15 protein-coding genes are annotated in these 16,080 nt (G+C 33.9%); 8 read left to right on the top strand and 7 right to left on the bottom strand.

Going from position 1 to position 16,080, the window contains the following annotated elements:
• Positions 1 to 46: 46 nt before the first annotated feature.
• Together ITJ86_RS02895 and ITJ86_RS02890 are read left to right on the top strand one after the other, a co-directional pair.
• On the top strand, positions 47 to 1,006 hold the full coding sequence (locus ITJ86_RS02895) for an OmpA/MotB family protein (protein ID WP_195870093.1): 960 nt from the start codon (positions 47 to 49) through the stop codon (positions 1,004 to 1,006).
• Between the two features lie 191 nt (positions 1,007 to 1,197).
• Positions 1,198 to 2,235: an aldo/keto reductase gene (locus ITJ86_RS02890; RefSeq protein WP_195870092.1), complete on the top strand. Its 1,038-nt coding sequence runs from the start codon at positions 1,198 to 1,200 to the stop codon at positions 2,233 to 2,235.
• A 64-nt stretch (positions 2,236 to 2,299) separates the two neighbouring features.
• Here the strand turns inward: ITJ86_RS02890 and ITJ86_RS02885 are convergent, their stop codons facing one another.
• Positions 2,300 to 2,770, bottom strand: a complete 471-nt coding sequence (locus tag ITJ86_RS02885; protein ID WP_195870091.1) for an Lrp/AsnC ligand binding domain-containing protein — start codon at positions 2,768 to 2,770, stop codon at positions 2,300 to 2,302.
• A 90-nt stretch (positions 2,771 to 2,860) separates the two neighbouring features.
• Positions 2,861 to 4,225, bottom strand: coding sequence for a saccharopine dehydrogenase family protein (locus tag ITJ86_RS02880; protein ID WP_195870090.1), 1,365 nt, complete (start codon positions 4,223 to 4,225; stop codon positions 2,861 to 2,863).
• Positions 4,226 to 4,306: 81 nt separating this feature from the next.
• Between ITJ86_RS02880 and ITJ86_RS02875 the strand changes: the two genes are divergently transcribed.
• Together ITJ86_RS02875 and pckA are read left to right on the top strand one after the other, a co-directional pair.
• Positions 4,307 to 4,696: a DUF423 domain-containing protein gene (locus ITJ86_RS02875; RefSeq protein WP_195870089.1), complete on the top strand. Its 390-nt coding sequence runs from the start codon at positions 4,307 to 4,309 to the stop codon at positions 4,694 to 4,696.
• Positions 4,697 to 4,761: 65 nt separating this feature from the next.
• Positions 4,762 to 6,378: a phosphoenolpyruvate carboxykinase (ATP) gene (gene pckA, locus ITJ86_RS02870; protein WP_195870088.1), complete on the top strand. Its 1,617-nt coding sequence runs from the start codon at positions 4,762 to 4,764 to the stop codon at positions 6,376 to 6,378.
• Between the two features lie 82 nt (positions 6,379 to 6,460).
• Here pckA and ITJ86_RS02865 read toward each other — a convergent pair whose 3' ends face one another.
• Entirely contained in the window at positions 6,461 to 7,210 is a 750-nt protein-coding gene (locus ITJ86_RS02865; protein ID WP_195870087.1) for a uroporphyrinogen-III synthase, read from the bottom strand.
• A 17-nt stretch (positions 7,211 to 7,227) separates the two neighbouring features.
• Positions 7,228 to 7,878, bottom strand: a complete 651-nt coding sequence (locus ITJ86_RS02860) for a DUF4271 domain-containing protein (RefSeq protein ID WP_195870086.1) — start codon at positions 7,876 to 7,878, stop codon at positions 7,228 to 7,230.
• Between the two features lie 316 nt (positions 7,879 to 8,194).
• Between ITJ86_RS02860 and ITJ86_RS02855 the strand changes: the two genes are divergently transcribed.
• Genes ITJ86_RS02855 through ITJ86_RS02845 form a run of 3 tightly spaced genes read left to right on the top strand, consistent with a single transcriptional unit; the run spans position 8,195 to position 10,742 of the window.
• Entirely contained in the window at positions 8,195 to 8,917 is a 723-nt protein-coding gene (locus ITJ86_RS02855; RefSeq protein WP_195870085.1) for a polyprenol monophosphomannose synthase, read from the top strand.
• 6 nt (positions 8,918 to 8,923) lie between these two features.
• The gene (locus ITJ86_RS02850) at positions 8,924 to 10,267 is read left to right on the top strand and encodes a dihydroorotase (protein ID WP_195870084.1); all 1,344 of its coding nucleotides are present in this window, start codon (positions 8,924 to 8,926) and stop codon (positions 10,265 to 10,267) included.
• A 1-nt stretch (position 10,268) separates the two neighbouring features.
• Entirely contained in the window at positions 10,269 to 10,742 is a 474-nt protein-coding gene (locus ITJ86_RS02845) for a DUF4296 domain-containing protein (protein ID WP_195870083.1), read from the top strand.
• On the opposite strand, the gene ITJ86_RS02840 is transcribed toward ITJ86_RS02845, so the two are convergent.
• The gene (locus ITJ86_RS02840) at positions 10,729 to 11,742 is read right to left on the bottom strand and encodes an NAD-dependent epimerase/dehydratase family protein (RefSeq protein WP_195870082.1); all 1,014 of its coding nucleotides are present in this window, start codon (positions 11,740 to 11,742) and stop codon (positions 10,729 to 10,731) included. The genes ITJ86_RS02845 and ITJ86_RS02840 overlap by 14 nt on opposite strands.
• A 164-nt stretch (positions 11,743 to 11,906) precedes the next feature.
• Between ITJ86_RS02840 and tyrS the strand changes: the two genes are divergently transcribed.
• Complete coding sequence (gene tyrS / locus ITJ86_RS02835) at positions 11,907 to 13,217, top strand: tyrosine--tRNA ligase (RefSeq protein WP_195870081.1); 1,311 nt, start codon at positions 11,907 to 11,909, stop codon at positions 13,215 to 13,217.
• Positions 13,218 to 13,393: 176 nt separating this feature from the next.
• Here the strand turns inward: tyrS and ITJ86_RS02830 are convergent, their stop codons facing one another.
• Together ITJ86_RS02830 and ITJ86_RS02825 are read right to left on the bottom strand one after the other, a co-directional pair.
• Complete coding sequence (locus tag ITJ86_RS02830; RefSeq protein ID WP_195870080.1) at positions 13,394 to 14,374, bottom strand: LuxE/PaaK family acyltransferase; 981 nt, start codon at positions 14,372 to 14,374, stop codon at positions 13,394 to 13,396.
• Between the two features lie 76 nt (positions 14,375 to 14,450).
• Positions 14,451 to 16,043, bottom strand: coding sequence for a T9SS type A sorting domain-containing protein (locus tag ITJ86_RS02825; RefSeq protein ID WP_195870079.1), 1,593 nt, complete (start codon positions 16,041 to 16,043; stop codon positions 14,451 to 14,453).
• Between the last annotated feature and the right edge of the window lie 37 nt (positions 16,044 to 16,080).

Below are 16,080 nucleotides of genomic sequence, written 5' to 3'. Positions count from 1 at the left end.
TGAGGGGACTTAAGGGGTGTTAAAACGTATATAAAAATAAATAAAAATGATTAAAAAACTTTCAATCTTAGCCTTATCGATTACACTATTCACCTCTTGTGTATCGAAGAAAATTTATACAGACCTTGAAGATAAATACGCCAATTTAAAACAAGAAAACCGAGGTTTATCGGATGAATTAGAAACATTATCAAGTGATAATACAAAATTGACTAATGATTTAAATCAATTACAAGCGTCCTACGACCAAGCGGTTGCGGAGCGCGATAAACTTCAGGCAGATTATGCCGCAGCGAAATCTAATTTAGAAACTTTAAAAGCCTCTTACCAAGCTTTAGAAGAAAACAGTTCGGCTGCGATTGCTAAAAACTCACAGAAAAACAGAGAATTATTAGCGCAATTAGAAGCAAAAGAACAAGCCTTAGCAGCAGAAAACGAACGCTTAAATACTTTAAAGCAAGAATTAGAAAGTCGTTCGCAACGAGTTGCTGAATTAGAAAATGTTATTGCTAGTAAAGATGCTGCCATGCATAAATTAAAAGATGCCATTTCTAAGGCCTTAACTAATTTTGAAGGCAAAGGCTTAACGGTTGAACAACGCAATGGTAAAGTATATATTTCTATGGAAAACAAGTTGTTGTTTCAATCTGGAAGCTGGTATGTTGGAGCACAAGGAAAGCAAGCGGTAAAACAATTAGGAAGCGTTTTGGCTGAAAACCCTGAAATCTCAGTATTGATTGAAGGTCATACTGATAATGTCCCTTACAAAGGCAATGCACAATTGAGTGGTAACTGGGACTTGTCGGCAAAACGTGCCACAGCGATTGTAAATATTCTTAGAGAAAATGCCGCAATTAATCCTGAAAACTTAACCGCAGCAGGTCGTGGTGAATTTGCACCAATAGCAACGAATGATACAGCTGATGGTAAAGCGAAGAACAGAAGAATAGAAGTGATTTTAACACCTAAGTTAGATGAGATTTCTAAGTTGTTAAATGAAATATAAATCAGAACGCCATTGCAAATCAAGCATCAAAGCGTGATTTACAATGACGAATTAACAATTTTTTAGACCTCACATGTTTTTAAAACCTGTGAGGTCTGCTTATATTTACTGTCGGGTTGAGCGCAGACGAAACCTAATTTAGAAACTAAATGTTGAACTAAAACGAGAGTCCTGCTTTCGCAGGAAATGAGATGAAATACACAACACTACCAAATACAAATATAAAAGTTAGCAAAATATGTTTAGGCACCATGACTTGGGGCAACCAAAATACACAAGACGAAGGGTTTGCTCAAATGGATTTTGCTTTAGATAAAGGGGTTAATTTTTTTGATACAGCAGAATTGTATCCTGTTCCGGCAAGAAAAGAAACCTATGCTGAAACCGAACGCATTATTGGTAATTGGTTTGCTAAAACGGGAAACAGAGATAAAGTTGTTTTAGCTTCAAAAATAGCTGGAACGGGAGATTATACAGCGCATATAAGGACCAATGGTTTTAGTAAGGAAGCGCTCAACGATGCTGTAAACCATAGTCTAAAACGTTTAAAAACCGACTATATAGATTTATATCAACTGCATTGGCCAGAACGTAATACAAATACTTTTGGTGTACGTGATTACAAGAATAATCCGAAAGATAAGTGGGAAGATAATTTTAACGAAATTCTTCACCACTTAGATGAGATTATTAAGTCAGGAAAAATAAGACAAGTTGGTATTTCTAATGAAAAAGCTTGGGGAACGATGCGTTATTTAGAAGAATCTAAAAGGCACAGTTTACCTCGAATGGTTACCATACAAAACGCATACTCTTTAATTAATAGAGTTTTTGAAGGTGATTTAGCAGAAGTTGCACAGCGCGAGAATATTGGCTTATTAGCTTATTCTCCAATGGCATTTGGAGTCTTATCTGGTAAATATATAAACGGAACAGCGGCTAAAAATGCAAGATTGAATATGTTTACGCATTTTTCACGATATAGTAGTACAAATGCTACAGAAGCTACAAAGCGCTATTTAAAAATTGCTGAAGATCATAATATGTCTTTGGCACAAATGTCCTTAGCTTTTGTAAATGAAAGACCATTTGTAACGAGTAATATTATTGGAGCCACTAATATTGATCAGCTCACTGAAAATATTAATAGTATTAATATGTCATTGTCAGATGATGTGCTGAAAGCTATTGATAAGGTACATTCTGAAATCCCAAATCCTGCGCCATAAGAGGTTTAATAAATGAGATTCCTGCTGTCGTTAATCTTGAGCGAAGTTGAAAGGCAGGAATTGTTTAAATCTTAATCTGACGATTAATTTGTTCTTGTAAAGAAATAAACGTTTCTGTCCTCGAAACCCCTTTTATACTTTGTATTTCAGAATTAAGCACGTGCATTAAATGCTCATTATCTTTTGAAAGAATCTTTATAAAAATAGACCAGTTTCCTGTGGTGTAATGACATTCAATAACCTCAGGGATTTTTTGTAATTGCTTTACTGCTTCAGGATTACTAATGGCTTTATCGAGATAGACACCAACAAAAGCCATGGTGGTATAACCTAAAGCTTTTGGGTTAATCATAAATTTTGAACCGGCTAAAAGGCCTGATTTTTCAAGCTTTTTTATACGTTGATGAATTGCAGCACCAGAAATTCCGACATTACGAGCAATTTCTAGAATAGGTGTTCTCGCATCTTCCATTAATGCGCGTAGTATTTTTTTGTCTATGCCGTCAATATAAATACCGCTATCGCTAATCTTCATAAGTAGTTGTCTAATAAATTGAAAGTGAAAGATAAAAAAAGCGTTTCAATACGAAACGCTTTTATAGATTATTATATAAAAATATTCAATTTATACATTTAAAGGGTTATAACCTAAATAAGGCATTTCATATTCTTTAAAGATGACATCATGAGATTCCATTGCTTTTAGGATAGGTCCATAGACTTCTTTTGTAATTGGAATTTGTACACCAGGTGTTTTTATTTCACCATTTAATATTGCTAAGGTTGCAATAGCAACGGGTAAGCCTACAGTTTTAGACATCGCTGTATAGGTCTGGTCTTTTCCTAAGGTTACCATAGTAGCATCAATTTGATGCTTTTCACCATCGAGTTCGTATCCAAATTTATGGTACATCACAATCATATCTTTATCATCTTCGCTAAGCGTCCAACTATCCATTAAGATTTTCTGAAGAATTTGAGCAGGTGTTGCTTTATCAAGTGCTACCATTTTTTCAGAACTAAAGATATCAAGCTCTAAAAACTTATCCCAAATCATATCATCTTGGTCTATTTTTAAGGCGTGTCTAAACTTAAGCTCAACCGAATCCGTTGGACTGTATGGTAAAAACGAATTTACAAAATCGCGATAGCTCATATTTATACTGTCGTCAATGGTGTAGCTATCATCCGTCATTCCAAGTTGTACAAAAACATTCCATGCGCGACTGAAACCAACGCGTCTCATAGTACCACGGTATAATGTTTTTACATGTTCTAAACCATAAACATCTTGATATTTTAAAGAATCTCTATTGGCATAGCCTTCAAAACGGCCGTAACCTTCCACATCTAAAAATTCGGTACGTCTAAATAAACGGTTGTAGGGGATGTACTTGAATTTATCTTCTTGTAAAAATTTTGCAGCACCACCTTGTCCGGCAACCACCACGTTTCTTGGATTCCAAGTAAATTTATAGTTCCAAAGGTTATTATCACTTTCAGGGGCGACTAAACCACCTGTAAATGATTCGAATAATATAATTTTTCCACCTTTGGCTCTAATGCGGTCAATAACGTGCATAGCACTCATATGGTCAATACCTGGGTCTACACCAATTTCATTCATAAAGATGAGGTTGTTGGCTTTAGCATCTTCGTCTAAGGCTTGCATTTCTGGACTCACATAAGAAGCCGTGACCATATTCTTTTTATAAGTAATACAATCTTTAGCAACTTCGATATGAAACCGTGCAGGAAGCATAGATATCACAATATCTGCGGCTTTAATCGCAGGAATTCTTGAGTCAGCATTAAATACATCTAAATGAATTACCTCTGTATTGGGATGCGAGCCAACGAGCTTTTTAGCATTATCTACATTGAGATCGCCAATGGTGAGATGAAGTTTTTCGGATTCAGAATTATCTAGTAAATATTTTATAAGGTATGAGCAAGATTTTCCTGCTCCAATAATTAATATGTTTCGCATAATGAGTTTATATAACTAATTTTGTATTGCACGAATGTAATAAATACATCATGCATTAGAAACCGAATTAACGTTTTAATTATGAATAGAAAGGTATTAATAACTGGAGCAATTTTAGGTATTTTAGGTATTATTTTGGGAGCTTTCGCTGCACATGGTTTAGAAAAATTAGTTGATTCGGATGCTATTACATCCTTTGAAACTGGTGTGCGTTATCAGTTATACCATGCGTTTTTTCTTCTCATATTAGGAGGGACGTCAATTGTGAGTTTGAACATGAAAAAACCTATTTTTTATTTAGTGCTTATTGGTGTTATTTTCTTTTCAGGTTCTATATATGGATTGGCTACAAACGCGCTTTTAAGTTTTGATTTTAAGACTGTTGCGTTTGTAACGCCTATTGGAGGGTTACTCCTAATTATGGCTTGGGTACTGATGTTAATCGATATAATAAGAAATAAGGTCGATTAATGTTAATCAAAGGTGTGGTTTCAAAATAAAATTTTAATTTTGCAGCATTAAACAACACAAATATTATGGCAAATCATTCCCAATCAACGAAAACGATTTCGTTAGGTCAATATGGAATTAAAAATGCGAAAGTAAATTATCAATTATCATCAGATGAACTTCATGCTGAAACCATTTCAAAAGACCAAGGAGTAGAATCTTCTTCTGGCGCTTTAGCGGTTAATACAGGTGAGTTTACAGGTCGTTCTCCATTGGACAGATTTATTGTGAAAGATGATGTCACCAAAGACAAAATTTGGTGGGGAGATATCAATATTGCTTTTGATAGTGATAAATTTCAAAAACTTTACGATAAAGTTATTGACTATTTATCGGACAAAGAGATTTATGTACGTGATAGTTATGCTTGTGCAGATGAAAATTACAAGTTAAATATTAGAGTCATTAATGAGTATCCTTGGAGTAATATGTTTGCTTATAACATGTTTTTACGTCCAACGGAAAAGGAACTAGAGAATTTTTCTCCAGAATGGACTGTAGTCAATGCTCCTGGTTTTATGGCAGATCCTGAAGTCGATGGTACACGTCAACACAATTTTGCGATTTTAGACTTTACACGCAAAATTGCCTTAATTGGAGGAACTGGCTATACAGGTGAAATTAAAAAAGGCATCTTTTCGGCGTTAAACTTTATTCTTCCTGTATTTAAGAATACCTTACCTATGCACTGTAGTGCTAATGTTGGTAAAGAAGGTGATACAGCAATTTTCTTCGGTTTATCGGGAACAGGAAAAACAACCCTTTCCACAGATCCAAATCGTAGTTTAATTGGTGATGACGAACATGGTTGGACAAAAGAAAATACCGTTTTTAATTTTGAAGGAGGTTGCTACGCGAAAGTGATTAACTTATCGCAAGAACAAGAACCAGAGATTTTTGCAGCCATTAAAAAAGGAGCCATTCTAGAAAATGTAATTATGGATGATAATGGCAATGTTGATTTTGCTGATACATCTATAACTCAAAATACTAGAGTTAGTTATCCAATTTATCATATTGAAAATATTAGGAAACCATCAATAGGTAAAAATCCAAAAAACATCTTTTTCTTAACAGCAGATGCCTTTGGAGTGTTGCCTCCGATTTCTAAATTGACTCCGAGTCAGGCAGCATATCACTTTATTTCTGGTTACACGGCCAAAGTTGCGGGTACAGAAGCTGGAGTAGTAGAACCTGTTCCAAGTTTTTCAGCGTGTTTTGGAGCACCTTTTATGCCGTTGCACCCAACAGAATATGCAGCTATGTTAAGTAAGAAAATGAAGGACGCAGGAGTTAACGTTTGGCTAGTGAATACAGGTTGGACAGGTGGTCCTTACGGTGTAGGAACGCGTATGAAATTAAAATACACACGTGCTATGATTAATGCGGCTTTAAATGGCGATTTACATGATTATACTTATGAAGATTACCACATTCATTCTGTGTTTGGCGTGGCACAACCAAGAACGTGTCCTGGAGTACCAACAGAAGTGTTGAGTCCTAGAACTACATGGAATGATGATGAAGCGTATTACAACATGGCGTTTAAATTATCTAATGCCTTTAGAGAAAACTTTAAAAAGTTTGAGTCTTATGCTTCTGAAGAAGTGAGACGTGGAGGGCCTCAACGTTATGCGTTTTAATAAGTACTGTTTATAAACTAAAAAAGCGATTCAAAATTTTGAATCGCTTTTTTTATATAAAATAGAAACAATAAAGATTTTATTACTTCCCTTTGTTTACAGTGTCAATATACTTTTGTAAGGCCATGGTCATAGAAGGTGTTTCTGGTGTTGGTGCAGAAATATCTACGCGCAAACCTTTTTTCTTTACTGCTTTTACAGTTGTGTTTCCAAACACCGCAATTCGAGTTCCGTTTTGCTTAAAATCTGGGAAATTATGAAATAAAGATTCTATACCAGATGGACTAAAGAATACTAAAATATCATAAGTAACATTTGACAAATCAGATAAATCACTGATGACTGTTTTGTAAAACGTAGCTTGTTTCCAATTGACGCCTAAGTTATCTAATAATTCAGGTATAATAGGTTTAACCTTATCTGTAGTTGGTAATAAAAACGATTCGTCTTTATATTTTTTAATCAATGGCATTAGATCTTCAAACGTACGTTTACCTACATAAATTTTACGTTTTCTGTAAACCACGTATTTCTGTAAATAATATGCCACAGCTTCAGACTGGCAAAAGTACTTCATAGAATCTGGTACTTTAAAGCGCATTTCGTCTGCTACTCTAAAAAAATGATCTACTGAATTTCTACTTGTAAGAATAATAGCTGTGTATTTTGTAAGATCTACTTTTTGCTGTCTCACATCCTTAGAGGATACACCTTCAACATGAATGAAGGGTCTAAAGTCCACTTTTACTTTTTGCTTTTCTTGCAAATCAAAGTATGGAGAATTTTCTATTTTAGGCTCTGGCTGCGATACTAAAATCGTTTTCACTTTCATACGTAAACTAGGTGTTTTTAAGTGTTATACTCCCTAATAACCTTATATAAAACAACATAAGGCCCAATTTCGAGAGCGCAAAGATACAACAAAAAATAGAAAAAATTGGGATTAATTAATTTTAGATGTGTTTTGAGTGAAGATATAAATCCAATTGCATTTATCAGAAAGACAAGTGATAAAGCTGCGATTATAATAATATTGACGGCGATATCTGTGTATAATAGAAACAAATTCGCAATTAGAAAGATAAGGCCAGAAAAATTCTTGAACGTTGTTTTTTGAAACAAGTAGTCGTCTATTAAACTATCCATTTCAAATAGGCTCCCAATTAAACGTTCTAAAAGGGTTTTTATAATTATAATAGTAGAAACTGCAAAAACTAACTTTAGAAACGAAACAAGTTCAAAATCAACAGGTGATACAAATGTGTTGTAGGTGAAATATATAAAGATACTTAATGATAGCGAGAGGTTTACAAAAAGAAAACTATCAAACTGATCTATAAATTTTTGATCTTTAGCATATATTTTTAGGTATTTAGGACTTCCTATCACATACAAAAAGTCATTAAAGCGCAGCGTATTTAAATATTTTGCCACCACAATGGTAAACAATCCTATGATTGTGAAGATGGTAAACCATTCGTGTGTTATATAATTTCGCATGCTGCTAAATTAGTAAGAATTTTAAGTTAACATCCATTTCAATGCTAAATTCCGTTCAATATTACAGTTAAGTAGATCGCCTACCACATAAAATTGTTAATTTTCAATTCATCTAGTTCAATATTTTTAGATTAAAAATGATGCTTAAAACATAATAAATAATATAGGCTTTTATGCTCTGTTTTATAGTGAAACAGTTTCAAGTCTTAGTTGTTATAATCTATCAAAAACGTTAATTCTCGTATTTAATCATATAAAAACTTTATTTTTGTCCATATCCTAAAAGTCACTCAAAAGAGTGTTTAAAAGTGAATTAATGTCTGACGCAATTGTCATCATCCCTACTTATAATGAGATTGAAAATGCAGAATCAATCATTAGAGCTGTATTTGCACAGCAAAAGGAATATCACGTACTTATTGTTGATGATAACTCACCAGATAAAACAGGAGCTACAGTAAAACGCTTGCAACAAGAATTTCAGGATCGTTTATTTTTGTTAGAGCGAACTGAAAAGAGTGGTTTAGGAACGGCCTATATTGCCGGATTTGAATGGGCTTTAGAAAAATCCTATCAATATATTTTTGAAATGGATGCCGATTTTTCACACAATCCAGACGATCTTACAAGATTATATGAAGCTTGTGCCACTAACGGAGCAGATGTCGCGGTAGGTTCGCGGTATGTTAAAGGTATAACGGTTGTAAATTGGCCAATGTCTCGTATTATGTTGTCTTATGGAGCATCGCGTTACGTAAGGTTAATAACGGGTATGACGGTTAAAGACTCTACAGCAGGATTTATTTGTTATAAAAGAGTGGTTTTAGAAACCATCAATCTTAAGTCCATAAAATTCGTTGGTTATGCCTTTCAAATTGAAATGAAATTTAAAGCCTACAAAAAAGGGTTCAATATTGTAGAAATACCTGTTATTTTTAAGGATAGAACCAAAGGAAAATCTAAAATGAGTGGAAGTATTATTACCGAAGCTATATTTGGAGTGATTAGTTTAAAATTAAAAAGCTTATTTGCTAAGTAAAGATATATGAAGCGAGATACCCTCATAAAAAACGCAAAAATTGTCAACGAAGGAAAAATTGTTGAAGGAGATATTCTTATTGAAGACAATATTATCAAAAAAATTGACAATTCAATAAGTGTTAAATCGGCAGATATAATGGTTATTGATGCAGAAGGAAATTATGTATTTCCAGGAATGATTGATGACCAAGTACATTTTAGAGAGCCAGGATTAACACACAAAGCTAACATAGAAACAGAGTCTAAAGCAGCTATTGCAGGTGGTATTACATCGTTTATAGAGATGCCAAATACCAATCCGCAGACCACAACCATAGAGAAATTAGACGAGAAATTTGCTATTGCAGCCAACGCATCGTATGCTAATTATTCGTTTATGTTTGGAGGCACTAATGATAATCTAGATGAGATTTTAAAAGTTGATCCCAAAACTGTTGCAGGTTTAAAACTGTTTTTAGGATCTTCTACAGGAAATATGCTGGTTGATGATCCAAAAGTGATTGAAAAAATATTTTCGAGCACAGACATGGTCATTTCTGTACATTGCGAAGACGAAGCCACAATAAAAAGAAACTTAGAAACATATAAAGCAGAGTATGGTGATGATATTCCTATGGAATTGCATCCTATAATCCGAAGCGAAGAGGCGTGTTATATTTCCTCTTCAAGAGCTATTGAATTAGCGAAGAAAACAGGAGCGAGATTGCATGTGTTTCATTTATCAACAGGAAAAGAAACGAGTTTATTTTCAAATAAAATTCCACTAAAGGATAAAAAGATTACAGCAGAGGTTTGTGTACATCATTTATGGTTTTCAGATGAAGATTACGCTAAAAAAGGAAGTCATATTAAATGGAATCCTGCAGTGAAAACTTCAAAAGATAGAGACCAATTGTGGAAAGCGTTGTTAGATGATAGAATAGATGTTATTGCAACAGACCATGCACCACATACCTTAGAAGAGAAAAATAATAATTACACCAATGCTCCTTCAGGAGGACCATTGGTACAACATGCCTTAGTAGCTTTAATGGAAGCGCATCATAAAGGTAAAATTTCTGTTGAAAAAATTGTAGAGAAGGCATGCCATAATCCGGCCATACTTTTCAATGTTGAAAAACGTGGTTTTATAAAAGAAGGCTATTTTGCCGATTTGGTAATTGTAAATCCTCAAAGCCCTTGGACCGTTAATAAAAGTAATATTCTTTACAAATGTGGATGGTCACCTTTTGAAGGTAATACCTTTAAAAGTAGAATAAGCCATACGTTTGTTAATGGACAATTGGTATATAACAATTTTAATGTTTTAGACGTTAAAGCAGGACAACGATTAACCTTTAATAGATAAGATGTTAAAACGAACCTATATTATACTAGTTTTAGGTATTGTGCTTTTGGCCTGCAATGGTATTAAAAAACCAAAAAAACCAGATAATTTAATATCTAAAGCGCAAATGACGGATTTGCTTTATGACTTATATCTGTTGAATGCCGCTAAAGGAGTTAACAGAGCAACTTTAGAAAAAAATGATCTTGATCCAGAGTTTTATATTTTAAAAAAATATAATATAGACAGTACACGCTTTGCAGAAAGTAACGCTTATTATGCGTTTGATGCCGAAACCTATAAAGCGATTGTTGATGTGGTGAAAGAGCGACTAGAATCTAAAAAACAACACTATGATGAGGTTAAGAAAAAGGAAACAGATTCTATAAATAGACGTAGAGACTCAATTGCAAAATCAAAACGAACTCCTAAGGATTCTATTAAAAAGACAATAGATACCATTAATGTTGAAACGATAAAACCTAAAGATTTTTAAGGAATAGTTTACTGACTTCCTCTATACTTGAATCAATGGGTTTGAATTCAAAATTTAGAGTATTTTTTAGTTTTGAAGCATCGTATTTTGTAACACTAATCGCAGATTTAGTGACTTGTCTGGCTAATTGCCTACGTTGACCAAAAAGTTTATGATTTAGCCAGTCTAATCGCCATGCAATTCCTAATAACCAAGGTTTAGCTTCTTTTGTTGGCGGCTTTACGTTTAAATGATTTGCTATATTTGAAAAAAACGTTTTAAAGCTTAAGTTTTCTGAGACTAAAATAAAACCTTCGTTTTTAATGTTGCCTTCCATGAGTTGTTTCATGGCGTTAACGACGTCCCAAACATCAACATAACCAGTAACACCATTAGTGTAATAAGACATACCATTATAAATGCGTTTAAACAAACCACCACTATTTCCGCCATGCCAATAACCAGCTCCTAAAATAATTCCGGGATTTACAACCACAGCATCTAAACCTTCTTGTGTACCACGCCAAACTTCAAGTTCTGCACCATATTTCGTAATGGCATACACGCTATTATCATCTTCAGGACTCCAATCGGTTTGCTCATCTATTAATATATCGGGATTATTATGATGTCCAATCGCAGCAATAGAACTCATGTAGCATAACTTTTTAACGTTATGACTAATAGATAAGTTAACGATGTTAGCTGTGCCTTCAATATTAATTTTTCTTAAAACTTTAAACTTATCAGGTTCAAACGTGATAAAGGCAGCACAGTGATAAACATGTGTAATATCTTTAAAAGCATCTTGAAGTTGAGGAATATCAGTTAGATCTGCTTTCACCCATTCAATTCTATTAAAAAGTGATTCAGAATCATCTGAAAAGTAAGAGAAGACGTTTTTTGTACGAGCTAAAGTTTTTTCGCGACGATAAATGGCACGTATAGGTTCATTACTTTTTAAAAGTTGAAAAAGTAAATGCGAACCAACCAAACCTGTACCTCCTGTGACTAGAATCATTGGGTAAAGTTACGTTTTTTTAAGCCTTATTTAAAATGTGTAATTTGAATAATGAGGTTTTGAATTAAATAAATATTTGGAGAGCTAAATTGAGTTAAAATTGTCTTTTGACTTTAAAAGCGGAAACATATCTTTGCGAACATAAACCTGAAACTAAAATAGCAATGGCAAATACGTTTGTAGAAGAATTACGTTGGCGAGGAATGGTACACGATATCATGCCTGGAACAGAAGAGCAATTAGACAAGGAGATGACGACAGCCTATATTGGTTTTGATCCTACATCAGATTCGTTGCATATTGGTAGTTTAGTGCCTATTATTTTATTGGTTCATTTAGAAAAGGCAGGTCATAAACCGGTTGCTTTAGTTGGTGGTGCTACCGGAATGATTGGTGATCCGTCTGGTAAAAGTGACGAACGTAACTTGTTAGATGAAGTTGCTTTAGCACATAATGTAGCTGGAATAAAATCAGTGTTATCTCGTTTTTTAGATTTTAATTCTAAAGCCAAAAACGCACCAGTTTTGGTAAATAATTACGATTGGATGAAAGACTTTAGTTTCATCGATTTTGCACGAGATGTTGGTAAACGTATCACAGTAAATTACATGATGGCTAAAGATTCTGTAAAAAAGCGTTTTTCTGGTGAAGAAGGTAGTATCGGAATGTCGTTTACAGAGTTTACCTACCAATTAATTCAAGGCTACGATTTCCATCACTTATACAAAACCATGGGTTGCAAATTGCAAATGGGAGGTAGCGATCAATGGGGAAATATTACCACAGGAACAGAATTGGTAAGACGTATGCACGATGGTGAAGACCAAGCGAAAGCTTATGCCATGACCTGTCCCTTAATCACAAAAGCAGATGGCTCTAAATTTGGAAAATCTGAAGGTGGAAACATTTGGTTAGATGCAGATAAAACATCGGTTTATAAATTTTACCAATTTTGGTTGAATTCTTCAGATGAAGATGCAGAAAAGTATATCAGAATCTTTACCTTTTTAGATAAAGAAACCATTGAAGCTTTAATTAAAGATCATAAAGAAACACCACACTTAAGATTATTGCAAAAACGCTTAGCAGAAGAGATTACTGTATTTGTTCATAGTAAAGATGATTATGATAATGCGGTAAAAGCATCCTCAATTTTGTTTAGTAAAGATTTTAAAAATGAAATAGAACAATTATCAGAGTCGTTGTTTTTAGATGTTTTTGAAGGTGTGAAACATGCTAAAATTTCGCAAGTGGAATTTAATGAAGGTGTAGACATGATTGGTGCATTGGCCGCGAAAACAGACTTTTTGAGCTCAAATGGAGATGCAAGACGCGCTTTAAAGGAAAATGCTGTAGCTGTTAATAAAGTAAAAGTAAAGGAAGACTACGTATTGTCTACGGAAGATTTAATTCATGATAAATATATTATTCTAAGCCGAGGAAAGAAAACGAATTTTATTTTAGAAATTGTTTAAGGCTCAGCTTTAAAAAATATAAAAAAGACCTGTTTCGTTATACATATGAGACAGGTCTTTTTATATAAAAAAAGTGCCCAAAATAACTTTTGGGCACCCACTACCAATCAATTAATCAACTATTGAAAATCTTACTTTTTCATAGCAAAGGTTAAGTCGAAATAAAATTTAGTTCCTTACAAAGCCATTAAATTACAACCTCTAATATCTGAGTTATCAAATCTTCCGATAACTTCAAATTGACCATTGTTATAGACTTTACCTAAATCTTGAGTCGCAATAAACGAACACGAATTTATGTTTGCCAAATCAATGACGTTGATGCCTCCGGTTTTATGGAGTGGTTGTATTGTTAAGGCGTCTTCAGTGTCTCGTGTTAGTATTTTCATCCATGGTGGACACTCAAAAACACCATTTCCTTTAGAATATGCTTGGCTTAACAATTCTGTCATTCCGTATTCACTATGAATTTGGTTAACGCCAAAACCAGTTTTTAGAATTTGATGCAACTCTTGTCTAATAATTTCCTTTCGTCTACCTTTCATTCCACCAGTTTCCATAATAATGGTATGCTTCAACTGGAGTTGATGTGCTTCAACCAAATCTAATAAGGCAAAGGAAACACCTATGAGTAGTGTTTTTTGTTTTTTTGCCTCGAGTGATTTTAGTGTGTTTACTAATTCGTCTAAATTATTGAGATAGAATCCGCTTTCAGTTTGGTTAGATTTTTCAATTAAATCATTTACCATATAGATAAGAGAAGAACCGTCGCGTTCTAAATAAGATGGTAATAACGCTAAGACTACATAGTCTTCAATGTTTCCATAAAAGTGTTTAAAAGCATTTAGATAACTCTCTTCGTATAGGTTTAAGTCTGAAACGAAATGCTTACTTGTATTATTTCCAGTGGTGCCTGAGCTAGAAAAGGTTTTTTGAATGTCTAAAGACGTGCTTAAAACCGTATGGGATTTAAAAAACTGAATAGGTAAAAAAGGAATATCTGTAACTTGTTTTACATCTGCTGGGTGTTTATTAATTAAGTCACAAAACGAACGATAAACTTTATTGTTTTTAAACTGAAACTTAAAAATATCCAATGCTAAAGCATCACATTCAGCATTAGATTTTATATTGAAAATGGCGTCTTTAGATATCATACAGCAAAAATATGGAAAATAAAAAAAGCGTCCCGATAATTTTCGGAACGCTTTTATATGGTATAAATCTATTAGCTTACTTAATCACTAATTTCTTAGTAGTAGAAGTATTGTTTTGGTTGATTTTTACAATGTAAACACCAGACTTTAAGTTAGACACATTTAATGTGTTGTTTGTTACCGTTTGGTTTTTTACTTGCTTACCTAAGATATCAAATACTTGTACAGAGATAGCATCGCTACTTGTAGAAGAAATTGACACAGAACCTGTATTCGTTGGGTTTGGGTATAAGCTGAATGCGTTTGTGTTAAAATCAGTTACACTTAATGGTGCAGCAATATCAGTAGTGTATCTTGGGAAAATTTGATAATCCTCATCGAATTGTCCACCTAAACCAGTAATGCTTACAGCGGTTGTAGGTATAGCAGTACCAATTAAATCTTCATCACCAAATGCAACTCTACAAATAGTTGTATCCGCTCCGTTTGATATGTCGTAGTTAGTGTTATCAGCGAAAGTACCAGCATCAGCAAAAGTTGCACTATTTACAGTAATTAATCGGCTTTCGTAGTTTTCACCATCGTTTAAAAGATCTGAAACACTCACTACGATTGGAGTTAATGTGTTACCTGTAGAAGACGCACTTGCTACGTTTTGAGTAGGAACAAACTGAAGCGTATTAGCAAATTCAGAAAGCTGTCCTCTTAACCCTGTAATACCATCTCCAATATTAAAAGGAGTACTTAATAAACCAGCAGAATCATCGATTAAGATTCCAGCTCCTCCATCTTGGATGTATTTTTGGTTTCTACTACCATCAGTAACGATATAAGATATAATAGCCTCACCTGTTAGTTCGTAAGTACCACCAAGAGTACCAGCTCTCAATTCAGTAATATTAGAGACTTGGTTTATAGATGCGACACTAAATGTTATCATATCAGAATCTACACTTGAACCACCATCTATTAAATCAACTGTAACATCGTAAGTTTCACCATCAGTAGTTGCAATTGTAAAAGGGCTTGTTGCGTTTGTGTTTGGAGTACCATTTACTGTTACAGTAACAGTTTCACTACCAGCTAAATTAGCTGTAATGAATTCAACATCTACAGATGACATGCCTGGAGCAAATGTTGTGTTGTCGCTTGGGCTTGAGATACTAATACTAGGAGGAGCAGTTCCTGCAAAACCTGTCCAAACAATATCATCAACAGCAACTTGTCCTGCGCCATTTTCTGCATTTATAAATTTAATAGTAACATCACCTGGTGTGTTGACCGTGATTGTTCCAGATGCTTTTATAACATCTTGCTCGTCTGAGCTTGTTACATTTCCTACAACTACACCGTTCACTAATACATTTAAATTAACAGCAGTTCCAAAAGCCTGCATATAATTAAAACTAATAGTACCAACACCTCCAGAAATTAAACCTGAACTAAATTCAGCTTGAGGACTTCTGTTTCTTCCAATCATTATCGATTGTCCTGTAATTTCGTAGTCTCCTCTACATTGTGTGTAGTTCCATGTAGAACCATCTTGGCCTGTAAAAGTACCATCAGCATAGCTGTTTCCATCTACAGAAAAGCCATCAAAAGTTTCATTGCCTTGCGCAAACGAAAGCATTGAGGTTAATGTAAATAATAAAAAGTAAATTTTTTTCATAATTATTTGTTATAAAGGTTTAAGTAACAAATATAAG

The organism is Winogradskyella marina (genome assembly GCF_015645385.1).
In the GTDB taxonomy this organism is placed as follows: Bacteria; Bacteroidota; Bacteroidia; order Flavobacteriales; family Flavobacteriaceae; genus Winogradskyella; species Winogradskyella marina.
The sequence above is the reverse complement of the archived record's forward strand: the minus strand, read 5'-3'. Positions and strand labels throughout refer to the sequence as shown.

Coding starts and splice junctions, on each gene's coding strand:
- ITJ86_RS02895 (WP_195870093.1), top strand. CDS start 47: ATGATTAAAAAACTTTCAATCTTAGCCTTATCGATTACACTATTCACC.
- ITJ86_RS02890 (WP_195870092.1), top strand. CDS start 1,198: ATGAAATACACAACACTACCAAATACAAATATAAAAGTTAGCAAAATA.
- ITJ86_RS02885 (WP_195870091.1), bottom strand. CDS start 2,770: ATGAAGATTAGCGATAGCGGTATTTATATTGACGGCATAGACAAAAAA.
- ITJ86_RS02880 (WP_195870090.1), bottom strand. CDS start 4,225: ATGCGAAACATATTAATTATTGGAGCAGGAAAATCTTGCTCATACCTT.
- ITJ86_RS02875 (WP_195870089.1), top strand. CDS start 4,307: ATGAATAGAAAGGTATTAATAACTGGAGCAATTTTAGGTATTTTAGGT.
- pckA (WP_195870088.1), top strand. CDS start 4,762: ATGGCAAATCATTCCCAATCAACGAAAACGATTTCGTTAGGTCAATAT.
- ITJ86_RS02865 (WP_195870087.1), bottom strand. CDS start 7,210: ATGAAAGTGAAAACGATTTTAGTATCGCAGCCAGAGCCTAAAATAGAA.
- ITJ86_RS02860 (WP_195870086.1), bottom strand. CDS start 7,878: ATGCGAAATTATATAACACACGAATGGTTTACCATCTTCACAATCATA.
- ITJ86_RS02855 (WP_195870085.1), top strand. CDS start 8,195: ATGTCTGACGCAATTGTCATCATCCCTACTTATAATGAGATTGAAAAT.
- ITJ86_RS02850 (WP_195870084.1), top strand. CDS start 8,924: ATGAAGCGAGATACCCTCATAAAAAACGCAAAAATTGTCAACGAAGGA.
- ITJ86_RS02845 (WP_195870083.1), top strand. CDS start 10,269: ATGTTAAAACGAACCTATATTATACTAGTTTTAGGTATTGTGCTTTTG.
- ITJ86_RS02840 (WP_195870082.1), bottom strand. CDS start 11,742: ATGATTCTAGTCACAGGAGGTACAGGTTTGGTTGGTTCGCATTTACTT.
- tyrS (WP_195870081.1), top strand. CDS start 11,907: ATGGCAAATACGTTTGTAGAAGAATTACGTTGGCGAGGAATGGTACAC.
- ITJ86_RS02830 (WP_195870080.1), bottom strand. CDS start 14,374: ATGATATCTAAAGACGCCATTTTCAATATAAAATCTAATGCTGAATGT.
- ITJ86_RS02825 (WP_195870079.1), bottom strand. CDS start 16,043: ATGAAAAAAATTTACTTTTTATTATTTACATTAACCTCAATGCTTTCG.